Source organism: Paracoccus alkenifer, assembly GCF_900108405.1.
In the GTDB taxonomy this organism is placed as follows: domain Bacteria; phylum Pseudomonadota; class Alphaproteobacteria; order Rhodobacterales; family Rhodobacteraceae; genus Paracoccus; species Paracoccus alkenifer.
In genome coordinates, this window is the sequence record NZ_FNXG01000002.1 from 588,997 (window position 1) to 611,101 (window position 22,105).

The 22,105-nt window shown below is 66.4% G+C and carries 17 protein-coding genes, 1 tRNA gene and 1 pseudogene; 14 read left to right on the top strand and 5 right to left on the bottom strand.

What is annotated here, in order from left to right:
- Positions 1–71: 71 nt before the first annotated feature.
- Positions 72–638, top strand: a pseudogene (locus BLW83_RS07030) (TRAP transporter small permease subunit); the annotation flags it as partial.
- Positions 639–787: 149 nt separating this feature from the next.
- Positions 788–2,683 (top strand): TRAP transporter large permease, encoded by a 1,896-nt coding sequence (locus BLW83_RS07035; protein WP_090846971.1) that lies wholly within the window; start codon positions 788–790, stop codon positions 2,681–2,683.
- A 134-nt stretch (positions 2,684–2,817) separates the two neighbouring features.
- Here BLW83_RS07035 and BLW83_RS07040 read toward each other — a convergent pair whose 3' ends face one another.
- Entirely contained in the window at positions 2,818–3,924 is a 1,107-nt protein-coding gene (locus tag BLW83_RS07040; RefSeq protein WP_090847556.1) for a TRAP transporter substrate-binding protein, read from the bottom strand.
- A gap of 293 nt (positions 3,925–4,217) precedes the next feature.
- Here BLW83_RS07040 and BLW83_RS07045 point away from each other — a divergent pair, with 293 nt between their 5' ends.
- From BLW83_RS07045 to BLW83_RS07055, 3 genes are all read left to right on the top strand, one after another.
- Positions 4,218–5,084, top strand: coding sequence for an ABC transporter permease (locus tag BLW83_RS07045; RefSeq protein WP_090846972.1), 867 nt, complete (start codon positions 4,218–4,220; stop codon positions 5,082–5,084).
- Entirely contained in the window at positions 5,081–5,899 is an 819-nt protein-coding gene (locus BLW83_RS07050) for an ABC transporter permease (protein ID WP_090846974.1), read from the top strand. Before BLW83_RS07045 ends, BLW83_RS07050 begins: the two co-directional genes overlap by 4 nt.
- 92 nt (positions 5,900–5,991) lie before the next feature.
- On the top strand, positions 5,992–7,071 hold the full coding sequence (locus BLW83_RS07055; protein ID WP_090847558.1) for an ABC transporter ATP-binding protein: 1,080 nt from the start codon (positions 5,992–5,994) through the stop codon (positions 7,069–7,071).
- Between the two features lie 105 nt (positions 7,072–7,176).
- Here the strand turns inward: BLW83_RS07055 and tpiA are convergent, their stop codons facing one another.
- Positions 7,177–7,923, bottom strand: a complete 747-nt coding sequence (gene tpiA / locus BLW83_RS07060) for a triose-phosphate isomerase (RefSeq protein ID WP_090846976.1) — start codon at positions 7,921–7,923, stop codon at positions 7,177–7,179.
- Between the two features lie 182 nt (positions 7,924–8,105).
- Here tpiA and metH point away from each other — a divergent pair, with 182 nt between their 5' ends.
- The 9 genes from metH to BLW83_RS07105 all read left to right on the top strand — a co-directional run bounded on the left by metH (position 8,106) and on the right by BLW83_RS07105 (position 19,544).
- Positions 8,106–11,840 carry a methionine synthase gene (gene metH, locus BLW83_RS07065; protein WP_090846978.1) on the top strand — a complete coding sequence of 1,245 codons (3,735 nt, stop codon included), beginning with the start codon at positions 8,106–8,108 and terminating at the stop codon, positions 11,838–11,840.
- 79 nt (positions 11,841–11,919) lie between these two features.
- Positions 11,920–12,006: transfer RNA gene (locus BLW83_RS07070), tRNA-Leu, on the top strand.
- 171 nt (positions 12,007–12,177) lie between these two features.
- Positions 12,178–13,281 carry an ABC transporter ATP-binding protein gene (locus BLW83_RS07075; protein WP_090846980.1) on the top strand — a complete coding sequence of 368 codons (1,104 nt, stop codon included), beginning with the start codon at positions 12,178–12,180 and terminating at the stop codon, positions 13,279–13,281.
- Between the two features lie 28 nt (positions 13,282–13,309).
- Positions 13,310–14,392 carry an ABC transporter substrate-binding protein gene (locus tag BLW83_RS07080; protein WP_090846982.1) on the top strand — a complete coding sequence of 361 codons (1,083 nt, stop codon included), beginning with the start codon at positions 13,310–13,312 and terminating at the stop codon, positions 14,390–14,392.
- A gap of 57 nt (positions 14,393–14,449) precedes the next feature.
- Complete coding sequence (locus BLW83_RS07085; protein ID WP_090846984.1) at positions 14,450–15,526, top strand: ABC transporter substrate-binding protein; 1,077 nt, start codon at positions 14,450–14,452, stop codon at positions 15,524–15,526.
- 56 nt (positions 15,527–15,582) lie between these two features.
- Positions 15,583–16,659: an ABC transporter substrate-binding protein gene (locus BLW83_RS07090; protein ID WP_090847560.1), complete on the top strand. Its 1,077-nt coding sequence runs from the start codon at positions 15,583–15,585 to the stop codon at positions 16,657–16,659.
- Positions 16,660–16,705: 46 nt separating this feature from the next.
- Complete coding sequence (locus BLW83_RS07095; RefSeq protein ID WP_090846987.1) at positions 16,706–18,004, top strand: ABC transporter permease; 1,299 nt, start codon at positions 16,706–16,708, stop codon at positions 18,002–18,004.
- Between the two features lie 3 nt (positions 18,005–18,007).
- Positions 18,008–18,979, top strand: a complete 972-nt coding sequence (locus BLW83_RS07100) for an ABC transporter permease (RefSeq protein ID WP_090846989.1) — start codon at positions 18,008–18,010, stop codon at positions 18,977–18,979.
- 7 nt (positions 18,980–18,986) lie between these two features.
- Positions 18,987–19,544 (top strand): hemerythrin domain-containing protein, encoded by a 558-nt coding sequence (locus tag BLW83_RS07105; RefSeq protein ID WP_090846991.1) that lies wholly within the window; start codon positions 18,987–18,989, stop codon positions 19,542–19,544.
- Between the two features lie 10 nt (positions 19,545–19,554).
- On the opposite strand, the gene BLW83_RS07110 is transcribed toward BLW83_RS07105, so the two are convergent.
- Genes BLW83_RS07110 through BLW83_RS07120 form a run of 3 tightly spaced genes read right to left on the bottom strand, consistent with a single transcriptional unit; the run spans position 19,555 to position 22,102 of the window.
- Positions 19,555–20,496 (bottom strand): AEC family transporter, encoded by a 942-nt coding sequence (locus BLW83_RS07110; RefSeq protein WP_090846992.1) that lies wholly within the window; start codon positions 20,494–20,496, stop codon positions 19,555–19,557.
- Entirely contained in the window at positions 20,493–21,296 is an 804-nt protein-coding gene (locus BLW83_RS07115) for an MBL fold metallo-hydrolase (protein ID WP_090846994.1), read from the bottom strand. Before BLW83_RS07115 ends, BLW83_RS07110 begins: the two co-directional genes overlap by 4 nt.
- The gene (locus BLW83_RS07120) at positions 21,293–22,102 is read right to left on the bottom strand and encodes a TatD family hydrolase (protein ID WP_090847563.1); all 810 of its coding nucleotides are present in this window, start codon (positions 22,100–22,102) and stop codon (positions 21,293–21,295) included. Before BLW83_RS07120 ends, BLW83_RS07115 begins: the two co-directional genes overlap by 4 nt.
- Positions 22,103–22,105 lie beyond the last annotated feature (3 nt).

Below are 22,105 nucleotides of genomic sequence, written 5' to 3' on the forward strand. Positions count from 1 at the left end.
TGCTGCAACGGCAAGGCCCGGCCCGTGCAAACGCGCGGAACCGCCTGCGCCGCCAGAAGGGGAATCAGTCTATGGGCGGTCTTTTGGCCCTGTCGCGCGGCATCGACCGCGTCAACACGGTGATCGGCCGCAGCGTCAGCTGGCTGATCCTGATCGCCGTGCTCGTCAGCGCGGGCAACGCCATATCCCGCAAGATCTGGTCGATCTCGTCCAACGCCTGGCTTGAATTGCAGTGGTATCTCTACGGCGCGGCGTTTCTGCTGGCCGCAGCCTATACGCTGCTGGAAAACGAACATATCCGCATCGACATCCTGTATGGAGGGCGCTCGCGGCGCACGCAGCACTGGATCGACCTGATCGGGCATCTGCTGTTCCTGATGCCCTTTGTCACGTTGATGGTCTGGCTGATGGTCCCGTGGTTCCAGCGGTCCTATCTGTCGGGCGAACGGTCGATGAACGCGGGCGGGCTGATCCTGTGGCCGGCCAAGGCGCTGCTGCTGGCCGGGTTCATCTTGCTGTTCTTTCAGGGAATTTCCGAAATCATCAAGAAAATCGCGACAATGCGCGGGCTGATCCCCGACACGCAGGCGCAGTTCAGCGGCCACGCCGAGGTCGAGATCGACGAAGAGCTGCTGGCCGAGGCCGGTTTTGCCCCTGATGCCCCGACTGATACCGCGGCTGACGCCCCGACTGATACCGCGGCTGACACCCCCGCCGGCCCCCCCACCGGCGCCGACAGCGACAGCCCCGCTGCCAACGGTAAAACCAGCCAGAAAGAGCCGCGCAAATGATGGCACTGATCGCGCAGAACATGGCGCCGATCATGTTCATGAGCCTCGTGGTGTTCCTGCTGCTGGGCTATCCGGTCGCGTTCGCGCTGGCCGCCAACGGGTTGTTGTTCTTTGTCATCGGGGTGGAGCTTGCGCCGCTGTCTGGCGGCTCGATCAACCTCAGCTGGCCGCTGCTTCAGGCGATGCCGGAACGGCTGTGGGGGTTGCTGAGCAATGAAACCCTGCTGGCGATTCCCTTTTTCACCTTTATGGGGATCGTGCTGGAAAAATCCGGCATGGCCGAGGATCTGCTGGACACGGTGGGCCAGCTGTTCGGCCCGGTGCGCGGCGGGCTGGCCTATGCGGTGATCATTGTCGGCGCGCTGCTGGCGGCAACCACGGGCGTGGTTGCGGCCAGCGTTATCGCCATGGGGCTGATCTCTCTGCCGATCATGCTGCGCTATGGCTATGACCGGCGGCTGGCGTCCGGCGTGATCGCGGCCTCGGGGACGCTGGCGCAGATCATTCCGCCCAGCCTGGTGCTGATCGTGCTGGCGGACCAGCTGGGGCGGTCGGTCGGCGACATGTACAAGGGGGCGATGATCCCCGGCCTGGTGCTGACCGGGCTTTACATGCTCTATGTGTTCGTCATGTCGCTGGTGCGGCCGAATTCGATGCCGGCGCTGCCGAAAGAGGCGCGGACGCTGGGTTCGGGCGTGACCTCGCTGCTGGTCGCGATCGCGGCGACGGTGGCGATGGCCTGGGTGGCGTTCCGCTGGCTGCATCCGACGCAGGGCACCAATGCCGACATCCTTGCCCCGGCGCTGGCGGTGGTGGTGATCTACATCATCGCGCTGCTGGATCGCGCCCTGCGCATCAACCTGATGAGCAGGCTGGCGCAGCAGGTCATCATCGTGCTGATCCCGCCGCTGGCGCTGATCTTTCTGGTGCTAGGCACGATCTTTCTGGGCATTGCCACCCCCACCGAGGGCGGCGCCATGGGCGCGGTCGGCGCGCTGGTGCTGGCCGCCGCCAAGGGCCGGCTGCGGGGCGGCGTGATCGCGCAGGCGCTGACCGCGACCACGCGGCTGTCGGCATTCGTCATGTTCATCCTTGTGGGCGCGCGGGTGTTCTCGCTGACCTTCTACGGGGTGAACGGGCATCTGTGGGTCGAGCACCTGCTGACCTCGTTGCCGGGCGGCGAATACGGGTTCCTGATCGTGGTCTCGATTCTGGTGTTCCTGCTGGCGTTCTTCCTCGATTTCTTTGAGCTGGCGTTCATCATCGTGCCGCTGCTGGCCCCCGCGGCCGAGGCGCTGGGGATCGACCTGATCTGGTTCGGGGTGCTGCTGGCGGTGAACATGCAGACCTCGTTCATGCACCCGCCCTTCGGGTTCTCGCTGTTCTTCCTGCGCTCGGTCGCGCCCAAGGTGCCCTATCGCGACAAGGTCACCGGGCGGATGACGGACCCGGTCAAGACCAGTCAGATCTATTGGGGCGCGGTGCCGTTCGTGTTTATCCAGGTGGTGATGATCGGGGTGGTGATGCTGTTCCCGGGGATAGTCATGCACTACAAGGGCGCGCCCATCGACACCTCGAACGTGCAGATCAACATCCCGATGACCGGCGGCCTAGGTGGCGGCGGGCTTGGCGGCGGGGGACTGGGCGGGTTGGGGGGCAACCCCTTCGGCGCCCCTGCAACGCCCCCCGCCGGGACAGAGGCACCCGCGACGCCCGGTGCTGGCGGTCTTGGCAGCCTTGGTGCCCCGCCCAGCTTCGGCACCCCACCCCCGGCCCCGGCAGAGTCCGCGCCGCAGGCTGCCCCAGAGACAGCCCCGCCGCCCGCCGGTGGTCTCGGGGGACTGGGCGCGCCCCCGAGTTTCGGCACCCCGGCGCAGCCGGCTGCCGAGTAAGCCAACGGAAAAAGGGCGCCCCTTTGGGCGCCCTTTCTGCCGGGTTCGGGGGAAAGCCGGGCGGCCCGACCTGCGGCAACCGCGCATGAAAAAGCCGCCGCCCCGGGCCGGGACGGCGGCTCTGTCGGCGGTCCTTACAGCTTGCCGTTGCGCTGCTGGATCATCATCATCGTGTCGAAGGTGTATTCCGCCGTCTGGCTATACAGGAACCAGTCGGCAAGGAAGGGCTTCTGCGCCTCCCACATGCGCTTGAATTCGGCGTTTTCGGCGGAAAGCTCGTCATAGACCTCGCGCGAGGCCTCGAAGCCGGCCATCATCACATCCTCGGGGAAGGGCATGGGCTGGGCGCCGCTTTGCGCCAGCCGCTTGAGCGCCGTCGGGTTCTTGAAGTCGTATTCGGCCAGCGTGCTCATGTCCACGGCCATGCTGGCGGTGCGCAGGATCGACTGGTAGGACGCCGGCAGCTCGTTCCACTTGTCCAGGTTGATGAACATGCCGACGGTCGGCGCGCCTTCCCAGTAGCCGGGGTAATAATAATAGGGCGCGACCTTCTGGAAGCCCAGTTTTTCGTCGTCATAGGGGCCGACCCATTCGGCGGCGTCGATGGTGCCCTTTTCCAGCGCCGGGTAGATGTCGCCGCCCGCCAGCTGCTGCGGCACCACGCCCAGCTTTTCCACGATGCGCCCGGCCAGCCCGGCGATGCGCATCTTGAGGCCCTGCATGTCCGCCAGGCCGTTGATCTGCTTGCGATACCAGCCGCCCATCTGCACGCCGGTGTTGCCGCCGGGGAAACAGATCAGCTTATGCTTCTGCAGGAACTCGTTATAGGAATCGATGCCGCCGCCATAATAGTTGTAGGCAGCCTTGCCGCGGGCGTTGAAGGTCCAGGGCAGGTCGGCGCCGCAGGCGAATGCCGGATCCTTGCCCCAGCTGTAATAGCCGACCGAATTGGCCATCTCGACCGTGCCGTCGGTGGCCGCGTCGATCGCCTGTAGCCCGGGGACCAGCTCGCCCGCGGCAAACACCTGGATGTTGAAGCGGCCGTCGGTCGCCTCGCGCACGCGGTCGGCCAGTTCGACCCCGCTGCCATAGATGGTTTCCAGCGACTTGGGAAAGGACGAGGCGCAGCGCCAGTTGATCGTGGGCTGGTCCTGCGCGATGGCGGGGGCGGCCAGCGTGGCGCCGGTGGCGGCGGCGGCCCCGCCCAGCGAGGCAGTGGTCAGGAACCGGCGGCGGTCCAGTCGGGTCGTGTCGGTCAAGGCGTGTCCTCCTGTCGGATGATGGGGGGGCGATCTTGACCGGACCGCCACCCGATTGCGCGGCAGATTGCATCCTTGCGCCGCCCCTGTCCACAAGTGACGCAGGGGCTTGCCGGATTTCGGCGGCAGCGCGCGGGCCCATCTGTTGCATGGTCCGCATTTTGCGTCTTTCCCTTGCGCGGCCCGTGTGGAATCCATGGGGGACAAGGCCGGCGCCAAGCCGGTGGGGGGGGGGCGCCGCGGCATCGCGGCAGAAACGGGGACGGGTTTCGCAAATGGCGTCACGCAGCACCGAGGCGGGGCAGGGCCTGCGCATGATCGCGCCGCCGCTGCTTTACGCGGTCCTGATGCTGGCGATTCCGCTGCTGACCATCCTGACGTTTTCCTTTATCAACGACGGCTATCAGACCGTCATCTGGGAATTCACCCTGGAAAACTATGCCGAGGTCTGGGCCGACCCGATCTTTCGGGCGCTGATGCTGCGTTCGCTGGGGGTGGCGGTGCTGGTGACGCTGGCCACGGTGGTGCTGGCGTTCCCGGTCGCCTATTTCCTGTCCTTTGTGGTCCCGCCCCGGCGCAAGGCGATGTGGATTTTCCTGATCACCATCCCGTTCTGGACCAGCTACCTGATCCGCGTTTTCCTGTGGAAGGTGATTCTGGGCTATAATGGCGTGATCAACTCGGGCCTCAAATCGCTGGGGCTGATCGAACAGCCGCTGTCGTTTTTGCTGTATAACACCGGCTCGATCGTGGTGACGCTGGCACATGCCTATGCGCCCTTTGCGATCCTGCCGATCTATGTGGCGCTGGAACGCATCGACCGCTCGCTGCTGGAAGCGGGGCGCGACCTTGGCGAAAGTCGGCTGATGACTTTCTGGCGGGTCACCCTGCCACTGGCGATGCCGGGGGTGCTGGCGGCGGTGCTGATCGTGTTCATCCCCACCATGGGCGATTACGTCACCCCCACCCTGATCGGAGGCGGCAAGATCCCGATGGTGGCCAACCTGATCCAGAAACAGATGCTGGCGGTGGATAACAAGCCGCTCGGCTCGGCCATCGCGGTGACCGCGATGGTGATCGTCACGCTGCTGGCGGGGCTGTTTTTGCTGCTCAATCGCCGCTTTCTGCGGGTGCGGACATGAACGGCGGGGCCCAGGGCCGGGGGCTGCGCGCCTATGCACTGCTTTACCTGCTGTTTCTTTATGCGCCGATCCTGCTGCTGCCGGTGTTCGCGTTCAATTCGGGCACCGTCGTTGCCTTTCCGCTGAACAGCTTCACCACCGAATGGTTCGGGCAGCTGTGGGGCAATGCCACGCTGCGCCGCGCGCTGTTCAATTCGCTGACCATCGCGTTCAGCGCGGCGGCGCTGGCGACGCTGCTGGGGATGTTCGCGGCGCGGGCCTCGACCCGCTATCGCTTTGCGGGCAAGGGCACGGCGCTGGGGCTGATCATGCTGCCGCTGGTGCTGCCGGAAATCATCGTGGGCGTGTCGCTGCTGGTGGTGCTGCTGGCGGTGGGGATCGAGCTGTCGATCCTGACCGTGATCATCGGGCACACGCTGATCTGCACCCCCTATGCGGTGGCGATCCTGACCACGGCCTTTGCCTCGCTCGACCAGTCGCTTGAAGAGGCGGCGCAGGATCTGGGCGAATCGCGCTGGAACGCGTTCCGGCTGGTGATCCTGCCGCTGGTGATGCCGGGGATCCTGTCGTCGATGCTGATGAGCTTTACCATCAGCCTTGACGAATTCATCATCGCGTTCTTTCTTGCCGGCAGTGAACCGACGCTGCCCACCTATATCTTCAGCCAGCTGCGCTTTCCCAAGTCGATCCCGATGATCATGGCGCTGGGGACGGTGCTGGTGGCGACCTCGATCCTGCTGCTGGCGCTGGCCGAATATTTCCGCCGCCGCGGCGCCGCGCGCACCGGCCAGACCAATAGCGGAGGCTTTCTTTGACCGCCCGAAACCCCAGCCCTGCACCTGTGCCCAAAAGCGGCCCGGCCCGCGACGAACAGGGCCGCCCGACCCCCATCGGCTCGCGTCGGGCGATGATCGAATGCCGCGACGTGCATAAATATTACGGCGACTATCACGCGCTGCGCGGCATCGACCTGACCATCCGCGAGGCCGAGTTCTTTTCCCTGCTCGGCCCCTCGGGCTGCGGCAAGACCACGCTGTTGCGCACCATCGCGGGGTTCGAGGATATTTCCTCGGGCGTGGTGCTGATCGACGGGCGCGACATGGCCAAGGTGCCTGCGAACGCGCGCCCGACCAACATGGTGTTCCAGTCCTACGCCATCTTTCCGCATCTGACCGTGGCGCAGAACGTGGCCTTCGGCCTGCGCCGCGACCCGCGAAGCCGCGCCGAAAAAGCCGCCGCGGTGGATGAGGCTTTGGCGATGGTCGGGCTGAAGGGCTATGGCGCCCGCGCGGCCCACGCGCTGTCGGGCGGGCAGCGCCAGCGGGTGGCGCTGGCACGCGCGCTGATCCTGAAGCCCAAGGTGCTGCTGCTGGATGAACCGCTGTCGGCGCTGGACCGCAAGATGCGCGAACAGATGCAGGTCGAACTGATCAAGCTGCAACGCCAGGTCGGTATCACCTTTGTCCTCGTCACCCACGACCAGGAGGAAGCTCTGGTCATGTCCGACCGCATCGCCGTGATGTTCGAGGGCGAGATCGCGCAGCTTTCCTACCCCGAGGAACTGTATTCCCGCCCGGTCAGCCGCCGCGTCGCCGATTTCATCGGCATGATGAATTTCATGCCGGTCCGCATCCTGGGCGAAACCGACGCGGGCGTGCGCGTCGAGGTGCCGGGCTTCGGCGAATTCGACATCCCCGCTGCCAATGTCAGCCGCGCCGATCCGGGCGACCCCGGCCCCTCGGTCGGCTTCCGCCCCGAGGCGGTGACGATCCTTTACCGTGACGCCCCCGCGCCGCATCGCGAAACCCCTGGCATCATCGAAGAGGTCGTCTATTACGGCGACATGACCTATTACGACGTGCGGCTGGACGGGGCCGAACGCCCGGTCCGCATCTCGATGCGCAACGTCTTCGGCCGCGACATCCAGGATCTCGGCACCCGCACCCGCGTCAGTTGGTCCCCCGGCTCGCTGATCCTGTTCCGCTGACGCCGGGCGCAGCCGTGCGGCGCTTCTTCATCACTCAAATATCCCGGGGTGAGCGCCGCAGGCGCGAGGGGCGGCGCCCCTCTGCCCCCTCTGCCCGCCGTGCTGTCAGGCCGCGTCCAGCGCCGCGATGATACCGCCGAAATCGCTGGCCTTCAGGCTCGCGCCGCCCACCAGCGCCCCGTCCACATCGGCAATCGCAAAGATCTCGGCCGCGTTCGAGGGCTTGACGCTGCCCCCGTAAAGCAGCCGGAACCCGGCGCCGTCGCCGAACCGCGCGACCAGGGCCGCGCGCATGGCGGCGTGGACCTCGGCGATCTGCTCGTTGGTGGGGGTGCGGCCGGTGCCGATGGCCCAGACCGGCTCATAGGCGATCACCGTATTGGCGGCGGTGGCGCAATCGGGGACGGACCCGGCCAGCTGCCGCGCGATCACGTCCAGCGTCTCGCCCGCGTCGCGCTGCGCCTCGGTCTCGCCCACGCAGATCACGCTGGCGATGCCGGCGCGATGGGCGGCGATGGCCTTGGCGGCGACCGCGGCGTCGGTTTCGCCATGATCGGCGCGGCGCTCGGAATGGCCGACGATCACATAGACCGCGCCCGCGTCGCGCAGCTGCTCGGCAGAAATATCGCCGGTATGCGCGCCCGCGTCTTTCGCGTGGCAATCCTGCCCGCCGACCGCGACCACCCCTTGCCCGGCGCGTTCCACCATCGGATGGACCAGCGTCGCGGGCGGGCAGATCAGGATCTCGCAGCGGGCATTGCCATGCTCGCGCATCAGGGTTTCCACCTCGGCCAGCGAGGCGATCGTTCCGTTCATCTTCCAGTTGCCGGCGGCAAGCTTGCGGGGCGTCATGTGATCCTCCGTATGGGTTGGGACTCGCCTAGCCCGGCAGGGCGGCGGGGATCAAGGGCGGCAGCGCCGCAGGCAGGCCGCAACATGAACACAATTCATGAAAAGCCTGCACAACATGAATTTTCCATATTCTCAAGCCTGCCCTATACAGGGGACAATCCCAGCCGAACCCAAAGGTCGCCATGCCCACGCTGTCCCCCGTTTTCGATGCCATCCGCGCCGCTGCCGCACAGCGCATCCTGATTCTCGACGGGGCGATGGGAACGCAGATCCAGCAGCTGGGCCTGTCCGAGGATGATTTCACCGGCCATGGATCAGGTTGCGGCTGCCATATCCATTCCAACCACCCGCAAAAGGGCAACAACGACCTGTTGACCCTGACCCAGCCCGAGGCGATCGAGGAAATCCATTACCGCTATGCGCTGGCCGGCGCCGATATCGTGGAAACCAACACGTTTTCCTCGACCACCATCGCGCAGGCCGATTACGGGATGGAATCGCAGGTGTTCGAGCTGAACCGGCAGGGCGCGATCCTTGCCCGCCGGGCGCTGGACCGGGCCACCGCGCAGGACGGGCGGCCGCGCTGGGTCGCGGGCGCGCTGGGGCCGACGAACCGCACCGCCTCGCTCAGCCCCGATGTGAACAACCCCGGTTTCCGCGCTATCACCTTTGACCAGCTGCGGGTGGCCTATGCCGAACAGATTCGCGGGCTGATCGCGGGCGGCGCCGATCTGATCCTGATCGAGACGATCTTTGACACGCTGAACGCCAAGGCCGCGATCTTTGCCGCCGACGAGGTGTTTCAGGACACCGGCCTGATCCTGCCGCTGATGATTTCGGGCACCATCACCGACCTGTCGGGGCGCACGCTGTCGGGGCAGACGCCGACGGCGTTCTGGCATTCCATCCGCCATGCGCGGCCGCTGACCGTGGGGCTGAACTGCGCGCTGGGGGCGGATGCGATGCGCCCGCATCTGGTCGAGCTGTCGGATATCGCCGACACGCTGACCTGCGCCTATCCCAACGCCGGGCTGCCGAACGAGATGGGGCTTTACGACGAAACCCCCGAGCTGATGGCCGCGCAGATCGGCGGTTTCGCGGCCGAGGGTCTGGTCAATATCGTCGGCGGCTGCTGCGGATCGACCCCCGAACATATCGCCGCCATTGTCGATGCGGTGGCCGCGCATCCCCCCCGCCGCATCCCGGAAATCGCGCCGCAGCTGCGGCTGTCGGGGCTGGAACCATTCATCAAGACCGACGCGATTCCGTTCGTGAACGTGGGCGAGCGCACCAACGTCACCGGCAGCGCCCGGTTTCGCAAGCTGATCACTGCCGGCGATTTCCCCGCGGCGCTTGAGGTGGCGCGTGATCAGGTGGAAAACGGCGCCCAGATCCTTGACGTGAACATGGACGAGGGGCTGATCGATTCGGTCGCCGCCATGACCACATTCCTGAACCTGATCGCCGCCGAGCCCGACATCGCCCGCGTGCCGCTGATGATCGATTCATCGAAATGGGAGGTGATCGAGGCCGGGCTGAAATGCACCCAGGGCAAGCCGGTGGTGAACTCGATCAGCCTGAAAGAGGGAGAGGAGCAGTTCCTGCATCACGCCCGCCTGTGCCGCCGCTATGGCGCCGCGGTGGTGGTGATGGCCTTTGACGAGACCGGGCAGGCCGATACCGAGAATCGCAAGGTCGAGATCTGTTCGCGCGCCTATGACCTGCTGGTGAACACGGTCGGTTTCCCGCCCGAGGACATCATCTTCGACCCCAACGTCTTTGCCGTGGCGACCGGGATCGAGGAACACGACAATTACGGCGTCGATTTCATCGGCGCCACCGCCCGCATCCGGCAGGGCCTGCCGCATGCCCATGTTTCCGGCGGGGTGTCGAACCTGTCCTTCAGTTTCCGCGGCAATGAACCCGTGCGCGAGGCGATGCACGCCGTGTTCCTGTATCACGCGATCCAGGCCGGTATGGACATGGGCATCGTCAACGCAGGCCAGCTGATCGTCTATGACCAGATCGACCCGGCCCTGCGCGAGGCGTGCGAGGATGTGGTGCTGAACCGCATCCCTGCGGGCGAGGGCACCGCGACCGAGCGGCTGCTGGACCTTGCCCAGCGGTTCAAGGGCGAGGGTGGCGCGAAAGCCCGCGAAAAGGATCTGTCCTGGCGGGAATACCCGGTGGACAAGCGGCTGGAACACGCGCTGGTCAACGGAATCACCGAATATATCACCGAGGACACCGAAGAGGCCCGTCTGGCCGCCGCCCGTCCTCTGCATGTCATCGAAGGCCCGCTGATGGCCGGCATGAACGTGGTCGGCGACCTGTTCGGCGCCGGCAAGATGTTCCTGCCGCAGGTGGTGAAATCGGCCCGGGTGATGAAACAGGCCGTGGCCCATCTGCTGCCCTTCATGGAGGAGGAGAAGTCCGACGGAGGATCAAGTTCCGCCGGTAAGGTCTTGATGGCAACGGTAAAAGGCGACGTCCACGACATCGGAAAAAATATCGTCGGCGTCGTGCTGGCCTGCAACAACTACGAGATCATCGACCTTGGGGTGATGGTCCCCGCGCAAAAGATCCTGGAAACCGCGCGGGCGGAAAAGGTCGATATCATCGGGCTGTCGGGGCTGATTACGCCCTCGCTTGACGAGATGGTGCATGTCGCGTCCGAGATGGAGCGCGAGGGCTTCGACATCCCGCTGCTGATCGGCGGCGCCACCACTAGCCGCGTGCATACCGCGGTCAAGATCAACCCGCGCTATCACAAGGGCCAGACCGTCTATGTGACGGATGCCAGCCGCGCGGTGGGGGTGGTCTCGAACCTGCTGTCCGATGGAAAATCCAGCTTTGTCAGCGACGTGCGCAAGGAATATGAGGACGTTGCGAACCGCTATAACCGCGGCGACGACAACCGCCCCCGGCTGTCGATCGAGGATGCGCGCGCGAATTCGGTCAAGCCGGACTGGTCCGCCTATCAGGCGACGCCGCCGCAGTTCACCGGCACGCTGGTGCTGCCCGACTGGGATCTGGCCGAGATCGCGCGCTATATCGACTGGACCCCGTTTTTCCAGACCTGGGAGATGAAGGGGGTCTATCCCCGCATTCTCGACGACCCGAAACAGGGCGAGGCCGCGCGGGCGCTGTTCGCCGACGCGCAGGCGATGCTGGCCCAGATCATCGACGGGCGCTGGCTGACCCCGCGCGCGGTCATCGGATTCTGGCCGGCGAACCGGGTCGGCGACGACATCCGGCTGTGGACCGGCGACGACCGTGCGACTCCGCTGGCCACGCTGCACACGCTGCGCCAGCAGGTAATCAAGCGCGAGGGACGCCCGAACGTGGCGCTGGCCGATTTCATGGCGCCCGAGGGCCAGCAGGACTGGATCGGCGGCTTTGTGGTGACGGCCGGCGACGAAATGGCGCAGGTGCAGGCGTTCAAGGACGCCAACGACGATTTCTCGGCGATTCTGTTGCAGGCGCTGGCCGACCGTTTTGCCGAGGCGCTGGCCGAGCTGGTGCATGAGCGGGTGCGGCGCGACTACTGGGGGTATGCGCCGGACGAAACCTTTGCCCCGCAAGAGCTTGCGGCCGAACCTTACCGCGGAATCCGCCCGGCGCCCGGCTATCCCGCCCAGCCCGACCACACCGAAAAGCGCACGTTGTTTGCGCTGCTGGATGCCACGGCGGCGACGGGGGTCGAACTGACCGATGCCATGGCGATGTGGCCGGGGTCTTCGGTCTCGGGCCTCTATCTGGCGCATCCCGACGCCTATTATTTCGGCGTGGCCAAGGTCGAGGCCGATCAGGTCGCCGATTACGCCGCGCGCAAGGGGATGACGCTGGCCGAGGCCGAGCGCTGGCTGGCGCCGCTGCTGAATTACACCCCCGGCGCGGTGATCGCCGCCGAGTGACGCAAACAGCCCCTGAATCTGCCGCGCCCCCCTTTTCAAACGCCGCGGGCGCGGCTATGTCAGCGCTCACCACGGAAATGCGGTCGTGGCGGAATTGGTAGACGCGCAGCGTTGAGGTCGCTGTTCCTTAACCGGAGTGAAAGTTCGAGTCTTTTCGACCGCACCATGACAAAGGCGCCCATTGCGGCGCCTTTTTCGTGTTTGTGCCCCGCAGACGACACATCTTGTGCATTCGTCGGCCCGTTCGGCCACATTCACCGAAATACGCCATTGCGGGACGATTGTTGCACTGTTTAGACTGCCCCTGCGCAGACAAGAACGACGGGGAGCGAGCGCCTTGACCACTGCCTTTGGCAACGACGGTTTCGTCGTCTTCGACCATGTCCAGAAAAGCTACGACGGCCAGACCCTCGTCGTTAAGGATCTCAACCTCTCGATCGGGAAGGGCGAATTCCTGACGATGCTCGGGCCGTCCGGGTCGGGCAAGACCACCTGCCTGATGATGCTGGCGGGATTCGAGACCGCCACCCACGGCGAGATCCGGCTGGACGGACGCAACATCAACGACGTGCCGCCCCACAAGCGCGGCATCGGCATGGTGTTCCAGAATTACGCGCTGTTTCCGCATATGACGGTGGGGGAAAACCTGGCCTTTCCGCTTGAGGTCCGCGGCATGGGCAAGGCGGAACGCGAAAGCCGCATCATCCGCGCGCTGGACATGGTGCAGATGGGCAAGTTCCGCAACCGTCGCCCGGCGCAGCTTTCGGGCGGCCAGCAACAGCGGATCGCGCTGGCCCGCGCGCTGGTGTTCGACCCGCAGCTGGTGCTGATGGACGAACCGCTGGGCGCGCTGGACAAGCAGCTGCGCGAACATATGCAGTATGAAATCAAGTCGCTGCACGACAGTCTTGGAATTACCGTGGTCTATGTGACCCACGACCAGGGCGAGGCGCTGACCATGTCGGACCGCATCGCCGTGTTCAACGACGGGCGCATCCAGCAGCTTGCGCCGCCCTCGGTGCTGTATGAGCAGCCGGAAAACAGCTTTGTCGCCGGGTTCATCGGCGAAAACAACAAGCTGCTTGGCACGATCGAAAAAATGGACGGCGCGCGCGCGGTGGTCCGGCTGACCACCGGCGAGCTGATCGACGCCACCGCCGTCAATGTCAGCGGCATCGGGCAGCGGACGCTGGTCTCGATCCGCCCCGAGCGGGTCGAGTTCAAGCCCGAGCTGATGCCTTCGGACGCCCACACCATCGACGCGCAGGTGCGCGACGTGATCTACATGGGCGACATCCTGCGCGCGCGGATGACCGTTGCGGGCAGCGAGGATTTCGTGATGAAATTCCGCAACACGCTGGGCCAGACCCGGCTGGAGCCGGGACAACGCATCAGGATCGGCTGGCACCCGCAGGACGCGCGGGCGCTTGATCCAGTCTGACAAGAATCGCAATCAACGGGAGGAAAACATGAAGAAATTGCTGATCGCCTCGACGGCGCTGGTGGGGATGGCGTCGATCGCCTCGGCCCAGGATTCGGGGGTGCTGAACATCCTCGACTGGGGCGGCGCTTACGGGGCCTCGCACGCGACGGCCTATAACGCGCCCTTCGAGGCCGAAACCGGCATCCGCATCACCGTGGCCGACGCCGACAACCCCTCGACCCCGATCAAGGCGATGGTCGAGGCGGGCAACGTCACCGCCGACGTGGCCTCGGTCGAATATGCCGACGCGCTGCGGCTGTGCGACGAAGGCGCGCTTGAGGAAATCGACCTGTCGGTGCTGAAACCCGGCCCGGACGGCTCGACCGCCGAGGATGATTTCCTGCCCGGCGCCCTGACCGAATGTTTCGTCGCGACCGATGTCTGGTCGATGGTGATGGCCTATGACGACAGCAAGTTCCCCGACGCCAAGCCCTCGACCCCGGCGGATTTCTTTGACACCGCCGGCTTCCCCGGCAAGCGCACCCTGCGCAAGGGGGCCAAGTTCAACCTTGAATTCGCGCTGATGGCCGACGGGGTTGCGCCCGCCGATGTCTATGACGTGCTGGGCACCCCCGAGGGCGTGGATCAGGCGTTCGCCAAGCTCGACACCATCAAGAGCGACGTGGTCTGGTGGGAGGCCGGCGCGCAGCCGCCGCAGCTGCTGGCCGACGGCGAGGTGACGATGGCCTATGCCTTCAACGGCCGCATCTTCAACGCCGCCATCGGCGAGAACAAGCCGTTCAACATCGTCTGGACCGGGCAGGTCTATGAGATGGAAGGCTGGATCATCCCCAAAGGCGCCCCGAACAAGGACAACGCGCTGAAATACATCGCCTTTACCACCGAGGCCGAGCGTCTGGCCCGCGCGGCAGAGCTGATTTCCTATGGTCCGACGCGCAAATCCTCGGGCGCGCTGGTCGGCAATGTCGATGGCAAGGACATCGCGATGTCGCCGCACCTGCCCACGACCCCCGGCAATATCGAGCAGGGCATCAACTCGAGCGCCGATTTCTGGGTCGATCACGACAGCGAGCTGAGCGAGCGTTTCAACGCCTGGCTGGCTAGCTGACCCGAGCCAAGGGGCGTCGCCAGCCGGCGGCGCCCGATTTCACGGGGAGGAAACGACATGACAAGACGACTGATCGCCGGCACCGCGCTGGCGCTGATGGCAGCCGGCCCGGTCCTCGCGCAGGAAGGAATCAGCATCACCACCTATGGCGGCGCCTTTGGCGAGGCGCTGAACGAATCGCTGGCCAAGCCGTTCGCGGCCGAAACCGGGATTCCGGCGATGATGGTGGACAACTCGGACCCGCCGGCCAAGCTCAAGGCCGAGGTCGAGGCCGGCAACGTCACCGGCAACATCTTTGACGTGGAACAGTCCGACGTGATCCGCCTGTGCGACGAAGGGCTGATCGAGACCATCGACCCCGCGATTCTGGCCGCCGGCGCCGACGGCTCGACCCCCGAGGACGATTACCTGCCGCAGGCGCTGCATGAATGCGCGACGGCGATCATGGTCTGGGCCACGGTCATCGCCTATGACGTCGGCGCCTTTGATACCGCGCCGACCAAGGCGGTGGATTTCTTTGACCTGGAAAATTTCCCCGGCAAGCGCGGGATCATCAAGCGTCCGAAATACGCGCTGGAATTCGCGCTGCTGGGTGACGGCGTCGCCCCGGACGAGGTGTATGACGTGCTGTCCACCCCCGAGGGCGTGGACCGCGCCTTTGCCAAGCTGGACGAGATCAAGGACCAGGTGGTCTGGTGGGAAGCCGGCGCGCAGGCCCCGCAGCTGCTGGCCGATGGCGAGGTTGCGATGACGCTGGCCTATAACGGCCGGATCTTCGACGCGATGGTGGGCGAGGGCAAGGATTTCGGCTTTGTCTGGGACGGCGCCAATCTCGACATGGATTACTGGGTGATCCCCAAGGGCGCCCCCAACATGGAGGCGGCGCAGAAATTCATCGCCTTTGCCTCGGACCCGCAGCGTCAGGCCGATCTGTCGAAATACATCGCCTATGGCCCGCCGCGCAAATCTGCGGCGCCCAGCGTCGGCACCTACAAGGACGGCACCACCGAAATGGCGCCCTATCTGCCGACCACGCCGGAAAACGCGGCCGGCGCGCTGGTCAACGACGCCGGGTTCTGGGCCGACCACGGCACCGAGCTGACCGAGCGTTTCAACGCCTGGCTGGCCGGCTGAAACCAGCCGGGGCGCATCGGACCCGTATGCGCCCCGGACCCGAAAAGGCAAAACCGATGCTCAAGCCGCTGACCCTGACCGCCGCATTGCTGTCGACCCCCGCCTTTGCGGCCGACACGCCCCTGACCGTGGTGTCCTGGGGCGGCGATTTCGCGGCGATGCAGGATGCGGCGCTGGCGCGTCCCTTTGCCGAGGCGACCGGGCAGGCGGTGCGTTTCCTTGACACCGACGACCCGGCCGGGCTGGTCAAGACCCAGGTCGAGGCTGGCAATGTCGTCGTGGATGTCGCCAGCGTTGGGCAGGGCGCCGCGATGCGCCTGTGCGCCGAGGGCGATGTCGAGCCGCTGGATCCCGCGGCGCTGCTGCCGGCCGCTGACGGCACCGCGGCGGCCGCGGATTTCATGCCGGGAACGCTGGGCGATTGCTTTGTCCCGACGGATATCTATTCCACCGTCATCGCCTATGACCGGCAGGCGCTGGAAACTGCCCCCCGCTCGGCCGCGGATTTTTTCGACCTCGACCGGTTTCCGGGGCGCCGCGCACTGGGGCGCACCCCGCAGTTCACGCTGGAACTGGCGCTGATTGCCGACGGCGTGCCGGCCGCGCAGGTCTATGAGCTGCTGGCGACCGAGGCCGGCGTGGAACGCGCGCTTGCCCGGCTGGACGGCATCCGCGACCAGATCGTCTGGTGGGATGCCGGCGCCCAGCCCATCCAGCTGCTGGCCGACCGCGAGGTAGTCATGGCCCACGCCTATAACGGTCGCGTCTACAAGGCGGCCGAGGTGGACGGCTTGCCGCTGGCGATCCTGTGGGACGCGCAGCTTTACGAGGTCGAGGGCTGGGTGATCCCCAAGGGCGCGCCGCAGCCGCAGCGGGCGCGGGATTTCGTGGCATATTCGACCTCGGCCGAGGCGCAGCTGCGCAGCGCCGCGATCCTGCCCTATGGGCCGCCGCGGCTGTCGGCGCAGGCGCTGCTGGAAAACCCGGGCGCGGACGGCCGCACGACGCTGGCGCCGCATCTGCCGACCGCCCCCGAAAACATGGCGAACGCGCTGTTCGTGGCCCCCGAGTTCTGGGCCGATCACGAAACCCAGCTGCGCGAACGCTTTACCGCCTGGCTCGGACAGGATTGACTGGACCCCGGCTCGGCCCGGGGCCACGGATAAGACAAAGGACGCCATGCAGAACGCACTCGATCCCCATGCCGCGATCGTAACCGAAGCCTCGGGAGGGGCGGCGACGCTGCTGACCACCGCCGACGGGCAGCCGCTGGCGCGGGCGCTGGCCCGCAGTTCGGCCCGGGCGCGGCGGCGGGCGTTCCTGCTGGTGGCGCCGCTGCTGCTGTTCGTGGTGGTCACCTTTGTGATCCCCATCGGGCAGATGCTGCACCGCTCGATGTATAACGCGGGGTTTGCGGACAACATGCCGCAGGTTTCGGCGTGGTTTCAGGAAAACCCGGCCGGCACCCCCATTGACGAGGCCGCCTGGGGCGCGCTGGCGGCGGATCTGCAACTGGCCGCGGGAAACCGCACCATCGGCATCGTCGGCACGCGGATCAACTATGACGTGCCGGGCACGCGGTCGCTGTTCACCTCGACCGGGCGCAAGGCCCGCGACGGTTTCCCGCCGCCCTATCGCGATTCGCTGATCGAGGCGGATGCGAAATGGGACAACCCGACGCTGTGGAGGGCGATGCGCAGCGCTTCGTCGGCCTATACGGCGAATTTCTACCTGTCCTCGCTGGACCGCACCCGCGACGACGACGGCAAGATCACCACGGTGCCCGAACGCCAGCAGGTCTATGTGATGCTGTTCAAGCGCACGCTGTGGCTGTCGCTGGCGATCACCGGCATGACCTTTTTGCTGGGCTTTCCGATCGCGCATCTGCTGGCGACGCTGCCGATGCGGAAATCGAACCTGCTGATGATCCTGGTGCTGCTGCCGTTCTGGACCTCGCTGCTGGTCAGGACCACCGCCTGGATGGTGCTGCTGCAACAGCAGGGGGTGCTGAACGACATCTTTGTCTGGCTGGGCGTCGTCGGGCCGGACGGGCGGTTGCAGATGATCTACAACCGCACCGGCACGATCATCGCGATGACCCATATCCTGCTGCCCTTCATGATCCTGCCGCTGTATTCGGTGATGCGCACGATCAACCCCAGCTATGTGCGCGCCGCGCGCAGCCTGGGCGCGACCAGCTGGACGGCGTTCCGGCGCGTCTATTTCCCGCAGACCCTGCCGGGGCTGGGAGCGGGGGCGCTGCTCGTGTTCATCCTCGCGGTCGGCTACTACATCACGCCGGCGCTGGTCGGCGGCTCGACCGGGCAGCTGATTTCCAACATGATCGCCATGCACATGACCGAGACGCTGAACTGGTCGATGGCTGCGGCACTGGCCGCGCTGCTGCTGGGCGGCGTGCTGGTGCTTTACTGGGTCTACGACCGGCTGGTCGGGATCGACAATCTCAAGCTGGGGTGAACCATGGCGCTGCCGACCTATGCCTCGCCGCTGGAGCGTATCTGGCACTGGACCTATATCGCGCTTTGCGTGGCGATCTTTACCTTTCTGATCGCGCCGATCCTGGTGGTGATCCCGCTCAGCTTCAACGCCGAGCCGTATTTCACCTTTACCGCCAAGATGCGCAGCTTTGACCCCGACGGGTATTCGCTGCGCTGGTATGACACGCTGCTGACATTCGGCATGGCGCGCCCCGATGCGCCGCGCGATGCGGCGTGGTGGGCGGATGTCTGGGCCAATGCGCGCTGGATCAACGCGGCCAAGAACTCGGTCATCATCGGGATCTTCTCGACCATCCTGGCCACGGTGCTGGGGACGCTGGCCGCGCTGGGGCTGTCGCGGCCCGAGATGCCGTTCCGCCGGATGATCATGGCGATGCTGATCTCGCCCATGATCGTGCCGATCATCATCACCGCGACGGGGATGTTCTTTTTCTATTCCTCGGCCTGCGTGGACAGCACCACGACGCTGGGGCGGTGGCTGGCGCCGGTGCTGTCGAACAACGGCTGCCTGGCGAACACTTATCTGGGGGTGATCCTGGCCCATGCCACGCTGGGGATTCCGTTCGTCATCATCACCGTGACGGCGACGCTGATCGGGTTCGACCAGTCGCTGAACCGGGCGGCGTCGTCGCTGGGGGCCAATCCGCGGCGGGTGTTTTTCAAGGTGACGATGCCGCTGATCCTGCCGGGCGTGATCTCGGGGGCGCTGTTCGCCTTTGTCACCTCGTTCGACGAGGTGGTGGCGGTGCTGTTCATCGCCGGTCCCGACCAGCAGACCATCCCGCGGCAGATGTGGAACGGCATCCGCGAACAGATCTCGCCGGCGATCCTGGCGGTGGCGACGCTGCTGGTGGTGTTCTCCATCCTGCTGCTGACCACGGTCGAGCTGCTGCGCCGGCGCAGCGAGCGGCTGCGCGGGCTGAGCCCGGCCTGACCGCCGCATGACCCCGGACGAGATCGAGGATGCCGCCGCCCGGCCGCGCGCGCCAGAGTTCACCCTGACGCCGTTTCAGGAACTGAACGGCAAGGGGCTGGCGGCGATCCATCGCTGGTATCTGCGCGACCTGTCCGCGGTGGGGGCGCTGATGGGCGACATCCGCGCCGGGCTGGCGCAGCCGGGGGAACTGGCCCCTGCGGTCCGGGGAATGCCGATGGCGCGGAACCTGGCGCTGTTCGGCACCGCCTGCGGCCAGCAATGCCGGGCGATCACCACCCACCACCAGATCGAGGATCTTCATCTTTACCCGGCGCTGGAACAGCACGAAAATCCGGGGCTGAACGCGGTTCTTGCCCGGCTGCGCGCCGAACATCGCGGGCTGGAGGCGCTGATCGAGACGCTGGCTGCGGCCGCCGATGCGTTGGCCGAGAACCCGGCGCCGGCCCGTTTCGACGCTTGCGCCGCCGGCTTTGCGGCGCTCGACCGCGCGGTGCGCTCGCATTTCCGCTATGAAGAGGACGAAATCGGTCCGGCGCTGGGGTATTACGAGATCCGGGTCTGACGGCGCGCGCCTAGGGCAGCACCGCCAGCCAGAGCCACGCGCTCAGCAGGCTCAGCGCGGTGGCGACCAGCACCGAGGTCGCCGCCACCCGCTGCGCCCGCCCGTAAAGCGCCGCGAACAGATAGGCGTTGACCCCCGGCGGCATCGCCGCGGTCAGCACGGCCGAACGCAGCCCGGCGGGCGAGGTTCCCAGCGCCCCGTTCAGCGCGAATGTGACCGCCGGGTGGACCACCAGCGAGGCCGCGCAGCACAGCGCGACCAGCCGCAGCTCGCCCTCGGGACGATAGCGATAAAGGATCCCTCCCAGCCCGAACAGCGCCGCCGGCAGCGCCGCGCGCGCAATCATCCCGGCCGCGGCCCAGAACCCCTCGGGCAGCACCAGCCCGGCGGTCTGCGCCAGATTGACCGCCAGCCCGGCAAGGATGCCGATCACCAGCGGCGTGCGCAGCACGCCCCCCAATGCGCGCACCGCCACGGTCGCCACTGACAGGTTCTGGCCGCGGGCGCGGGTGAACTCCATCAAGGTGATGCCAAAAGTGTAAAGCAGCGGCGAATGGATCGCGATGATCGCATAGTTGCCGGCCAGCGCCTGCGCCCCGTAAGCACGCTCGGTAATCGGCACCCCCAGCAGCAGCGAGTTGGAAAACAGGCAGACAAAGCCGATCGCCACGCAATCCTCGGGCGCGCGGCCAAGGGCGCCGGCGCCGAAATACCCCAGCGCAAAGCTGACAAAGGCGCCCGTATAGAACGCCCCCAGCATCCGCGCGTCCAGGTCGGCGCCCAGGTCCATCGAGGCCATGGACTGGAACAGCAGCACCGGCAGCGCGAAATTCTGGGCAAAGCGCTGGATGCCGTCGATGGCCGCATCCGACAGCATCCCGCGCCATGTCACCACATAGCCGTAGCCGAGGATCAGAAAGATCGGCAGGACGACCGTGAACAGGACGCTCACAGTTCGATCACCATGCCATCATGCGCGGGAACCACGTTTTCCGGGGTTTCCGCCAGCAGCTTGTCGTGGTCAAGGTCGATATGCATGTTCGTCAGCACCCCGCGCCGCGCGCCGGAACGCCGGATCCAGTCCAGCGTCAGCGCCAGATGCGCGTGGCTGGGGTGCGGCGTGCGGCGCAGCGCGTCGCAGATGAACAGCTCGGGGTGCATGATTGCGGGCCAGGCCTCGTCCGGGATCTCGCGCACGTCGGGCAGATAGACCAGCGCCTTGCCGCCCACCGCCTCGGCAATGCGGAACCCAAGCGAGGGGATGCCGCCGTGATCGACCGTAAAGGGCGTGAAATGCAGCGCGCCGCCCGCGCCCTCGATGGTAAAGGGGCCGTCGATCAGGTTCAGTTGCAGGATCGGCGGATAGGTCGAGCCGGGCGGCGTCTCGAACGCATAGCCGAAACGGTGCAGCAGCGCCTGCGCCGTGGGCTGGTCCGCCCAGCCCGGCAGCAGCGCGCGGCGGTTGTGGACGATCTGGCGCAGATCGTCGAGCCCGTGGATATGGTCGGCGTGCGGATGCGTCCAGACCACCGCATCCAGCAGCCCCACGCCCGCGTCGGTCAGCTGCGCCACCATGTCGGGGCCGCTGTCGATCAGCACCTGCGTGGCGCCCAAGCGGCCCGGACGCTCGACCAGCAGCGAGCAGCGGCGGCGGCGGTTTTTCGGGTTCGAGGGGTCGCATTCGCCCCAATGCCCGCCCAGCCTCGGCACCCCTCCGGACGAGCCGCATCCGAGGATCGTGGCGCGGATCACCGCGCCGGCCCCGCGGCCCGGGTAAACAGGCGGTCGAAATTGGCGCTGGTGGCGGCGGCGAATTCGGCCTCGGTCAGCCCGTAAAGCGCGGCGCCGGCGCGGGCGGTGTGGACGACATAGGCGGGTTCATTGCGCTTGCCACGATAGGGGGGCGGGGCCAGATAGGGCGCATCGGTTTCGACCAGCACCCGGTCCAGAGGCGCCGCGGCAAAGATCTCGCGGATCTCGGTTGACCGCGGAAACGCCGCGATCCCCGACATCGACAGGTAGAACCCCAGATCCAGCGCCACCTGCGCCAGTGCCGGCCCCGAGGTATAGCAGTGCATCACGCAGGAAAACGCCCCCGCCGCATGTTCGCGCGCAAGGATCGCGGCCATGTCGTCGTCGGCGTTGCGGGAATGGACGATCAGCGGCAGCCCGGTGCGGCGCGCGGCCTCGATATGCACCAACAGGCTTTCGGCCTGCGCGCGGGCGCTGTCGGCGGTATAGTGGTAATCCAGCCCGGTTTCGCCGATGCCGACGAACTTCGGATGCGCGGCCAACGCGGTCAGCGCCTGAACCGTGACCAGCGGTTCCTCGGCCGCATACATCGGGTGGGTGCCGGCGGCGTAGAACACGCCCTCATGCGCCTCGGCGATGGCGCGGACCTGCGGCTCGAGCTGCAGCCGGGTGCAGATGGTGACCATGCGCATGACCCCGGCGGCGCGGGCGCGGGTGACAAGATCACCGTGCTGCCCGTCGAAATCGGGGAAATCGAGGTGGCAATGGCTGTCCACCAGCTGCGGTGGCGCGGTGTCGGGGGTCATCGG